The following is a 3,760-nucleotide window of genomic DNA, read 5'->3' as shown; positions in this document are numbered from 1 at the left end:
GGGCGTGTCCTCCCGGTACGCCGACGCCTCCTCCAGGTCCAGCCGCCGCAGCAGCGTCCGCATCATCTCGTCGTCGATCGCCCGCCGGTCCCGCAGCTCCACGAACACCGAGCGCTCCGTCTCCAGGATCTCCCCCGACAGCCGCCGGTACGTGTCGTCCGCCGACTCCCCCGTCACCTCGTTGACCGTCCCGAGCCGCTCCCACACGGCGTTGCGGCGCCGTTCCAGGACGGCGCGCAGCCGCGCGGCCAGCGGCTGCGGCAGCGCGTTGCTCTCGTCGGCGAGCAGCTCGTCCAGCCGTACCTCCGCCGCCCTGGACGCCTCGCTCTGCGCCTGCGCCTCGGCCAGGGTCTCGGCCTGCACGTCGCGCCCCGGGATCCTCAGCAGCCGGATCAGCGGCGGCAGCGTGAGCCCCTGCACGACCAGCGTCCCGATGACCGTCGTGAAGGTCAGGAACAGGACGAGGTTGCGCCCCGGGAACGGCTGGTCGTCGTGCATCGTCAGCGGGATGGAGAAGGCGATCGCCAGGGAGACCACCCCGCGCATCCCCGCCCACCCGACGATCAGCGGCGACCGCCAGTCGGTGTCGGGCTCGCGCTCCCTGATCCTGGGGAACAGCTTGCGCGGCAGGAAGGTCGCCGGATAGACCCAGACGTACCGGACCAGCACCACGGTGACGAAGACGCCGACGGCGTACAGGAGCGCCTCCCCGACGCCGTACTCCCCCAGCCCCCTGAGGACGAAGGGCAGTTGCAGTCCGATCAGCGCGAACACGGACGACTCCAGGACGAACGCGACCATCTTCCAGACCGCGGCCTCCTGGAGCCGGGTCGCGAAGTCGACCTGCCAGGAGCGGTGGCCGAGGTAGAGGGCGACGACCACGACGGCCAGCACCCCCGAGGCCCCGACCTGTTCGGCCGCCGCGTAGGCGACGAACGGGATGAGCAGGGAGAGGGTGTTCTGGAGCAGTGCCTCCCTCAGATGCGTACGGAGCCAGTGCAGCGGCACCATCATCACCAGCCCGATGCCGACGCCTCCCAAGGAGGCGAGCGCGAACTCGGCGAGCCCGCCGCCCCAGCTCGCGCCCTCGCCGACGGCCGCGGCGAGGGCCACCTTGAAGGCGGTGATCGCGGTCGCGTCGTTGACCAGCGACTCGCCCTGGAGGATGGTCGTTATCCGGCTCGGCAGACCCAGTTTCCGCGCGATGGCGGTGGCCGCGACCGCGTCCGGCGGCGCGACGACCGCGCCGAGGACCAGGGCGGCGGTCAGCGGCAGGTCGGGCACCAGCAGATAGGCGAGGTAGCCGACCACGACCGTCGCGAAGAGGACGTACCCCACCGAGAGCAGCGCGACGGGCCTGATGTTGGCACGCAGGTCGAGGTACGAACTGTCCACCGCGGCCGTGTACAGGAGCGGCGGCAGCAGCAGGGGCAGCACGATGTGCGGATCCAGCGTGTAGTCCGGCACGCCCGGCACGTACGCGGCGATCAACCCCACGGTCACCAGCAGCAGCGGAGCGGGCACCGGCGTCCTGCGGGCCGCGCCGGCGATCGCCGCGCTCCCCGCCACCAACGCGACCAGCGGCAATACGTCCATCACACGGTCCTCACTAGCGTCGTAACCTGGCCATCATGAGCGAGTGCCTGCATGCCGCGGAACTGCCGCGCCCCGAGCCCGAACCGCAGAGCGACACCTGTCTGGAGTGCCTCGCGGTCGGCAGCCATCCCGTGCAGCTACGGCTCTGCCTGGTCTGCGGGAACGTGGGGTGCTGCGACTCCTCGCCATACCAACACGCCACGCAGCATTTCAAGAACACCGATCATGAAGTCATGAGGAGTATCGAACCCGGGGAGAGCTGGCGGTGGTGCTACGTCGACGGTTCGATCGTCTGACGCTTGGGTACGTCAACCCTCCGCCGGTTTCTTGTATTTGAGGGCGGCGCAGGTCCGGCGACTTTCCGTGCTCATGGACTTACCATGAGTGACACCCGTCGGACGGGGGTCCGGCGACAGGGCACTATGGATCGCGATAGCGTCGCCAGTCCAGACCGGCTGCGTACCGACTACGTACCGCGAGGCTTCGGGACGTCCCTTGTCCGGAGCCCTGAAGAGCTTGTGCCACCTTGGAGGTGAGGGTGTCCCAGATCGCAGGCGAGCCCGGGACCCAGGACTTCGTGGAAGTCCGGCTGCCCGCTGCGGGTGCCTACCTGTCCGTGCTGCGTACGGCCACGGCCGGCCTCGCGGCGCGCTTGGACTTCACCCTCGACGAGATCGAGGACCTCCGCATCGCGGTGGACGAGGCCTGCGCGATCCTGCTCCAGCAGGCCGTGCCCGGCTCCGTCCTCAGCTGCGTCTTCCGGCTTGTCGAGGACTCCCTGGAGGTGACCGTCTCGGCGCCGACCACCGACGGGCGGGCACCGGAACGGGACACCTTCGCCTGGACGGTGCTCTCCGCACTGGCCGGAAAGGTCGACTCGACGGTCGCGGAGGACCGTACGGTCTCCATCAGCCTGTACAAACAGCGCGGCGCGGGACCCGGGCCGGCGTGACGAACGGGGAAGGGCCGGTGCGTGACGAGGGGCGCGTCCCACGGGACGCGCGGCCGGAAGGATCCCGGCCGGCGGGACCGCGGGACGGGCACGGGGCTCCGGTGGAGCCCGTGCTCGCCCCCGAGGGCATCCCGGAGCAGCAGGCCCGTCCCCACCCGGAGGACGGACTTGACGGCCAGAAGGCCGCGGCGGAGCAGGCGCAGGCAGAGCGGGCGGCCACGATGAGCGAGCAGAGCGAGCAGCAGCACACCGAGAAGACGGACCAGACCGACCAGACTGAGCGGACGACCGAGCGGACCGAGCAGACCGAGCACAGCGAGCACACCGAGCAGAAGCAGCACGATCCCCACGACCGCAGTGGTGCGCGGCTGATGTTCGTCACGCTGCGCGAGCTGCCGGACGGGTCGCCGGAGAAGGCGGATCTGCGGAACCAGCTGGTGCGGATGCACCTGCCGCTGGTGGAGCATCTGGCGAGACGATTCCGCAATCGCGGCGAGCCGCTGGACGATCTGACGCAGGTCGCGACGATCGGTCTGATCAAGTCGGTGGACCGGTTCGACCCCGAGCGCGGGGTCGAGTTCTCGACGTACGCGACGCCGACGGTCGTCGGGGAGATCAAGCGGCACTTCCGCGACAAGGGCTGGGCGGTGCGGGTGCCGCGGCGGCTCCAGGAGCTGCGGCTGTCGCTGACGACGGCGACGGCGGAGCTGTCGCAGCAGCACGGGCGGTCGCCGACGGTGCATGAGCTGGCCGAGCGGCTGGGCATCTCCGAGGAGGAGGTCCTGGAGGGGCTGGAGTCCGCGAACGCGTACTCGACGCTCTCCCTGGACGTCCCGGACACGGACGACGAGTCACCGGCCGTGGCGGACACGCTGGGCTCGGAGGACGAGGCGCTGGAGGGCGTCGAGTACCGCGAGTCGCTCAAGCCACTGCTGGAGGACCTGCCGCCGCGCGAGAAGCGGATCCTGCTGCTCCGCTTCTTCGGCAACATGACGCAGTCCCAGATCGCGCAGGAGGTCGGCATCTCCCAGATGCACGTCTCCCGCCTCCTGGCCCGCACGCTGGCGCAGCTGCGCGAGCGCCTGCTGGTCGAGGAGTAGGACAAACATCATCCGGTACGGCTCCGAGGCACCCCGCCCCCGCCCTCCGGGGCCGGCCCGGTGGACACCCACCGGGCGGCGGGGGGCCGAGCGGGTCCGCACGGCGCCCGCC

At 70.7% G+C, this 3,760-nt stretch carries 4 protein-coding genes; 3 read left to right on the top strand and 1 reads right to left on the bottom strand.

Going from position 1 to position 3,760, the window contains the following annotated elements:
• Positions 1–1,596: Na+/H+ antiporter (locus GT042_RS02020; protein ID WP_161306968.1), on the bottom strand; the 1,596-nt coding region annotated here is incomplete at its 3' end.
• A gap of 35 nt (positions 1,597–1,631) precedes the next feature.
• Here GT042_RS02020 and GT042_RS02015 point away from each other — a divergent pair.
• The 3 genes from GT042_RS02015 to GT042_RS02005 all read left to right on the top strand — a co-directional run bounded on the left by GT042_RS02015 (position 1,632) and on the right by GT042_RS02005 (position 3,648).
• Positions 1,632–1,892, top strand: coding sequence for a UBP-type zinc finger domain-containing protein (locus tag GT042_RS02015; protein WP_161306967.1), 261 nt, complete (start codon positions 1,632–1,634; stop codon positions 1,890–1,892).
• Between the two features lie 242 nt (positions 1,893–2,134).
• Positions 2,135–2,548, top strand: coding sequence for an anti-sigma regulatory factor (locus GT042_RS02010; protein WP_161306966.1), 414 nt, complete (start codon positions 2,135–2,137; stop codon positions 2,546–2,548).
• A 101-nt stretch (positions 2,549–2,649) separates the two neighbouring features.
• Entirely contained in the window at positions 2,650–3,648 is a 999-nt protein-coding gene (locus GT042_RS02005) for an RNA polymerase sigma factor SigF (RefSeq protein ID WP_345943646.1), read from the top strand.
• Positions 3,649–3,760: the final 112 nt, after the last annotated feature.

The organism is Streptomyces sp. SID3212, assembly GCF_009865405.1.
In the GTDB taxonomy this organism is placed as follows: domain Bacteria; phylum Actinomycetota; class Actinomycetes; order Streptomycetales; family Streptomycetaceae; genus Streptomyces.
The sequence above is the reverse complement of the archived record's forward strand: the minus strand, read 5'-3'. Positions and strand labels throughout refer to the sequence as shown.

Bases quoted from the DNA above. Each gene is read 5' to 3' on its own strand.
- GT042_RS02015 (WP_161306967.1), top strand. From the start codon at position 1,632: ATGAGCGAGTGCCTGCATGCCGCGGAACTGCCGCGCCCCGAGCCCGAA.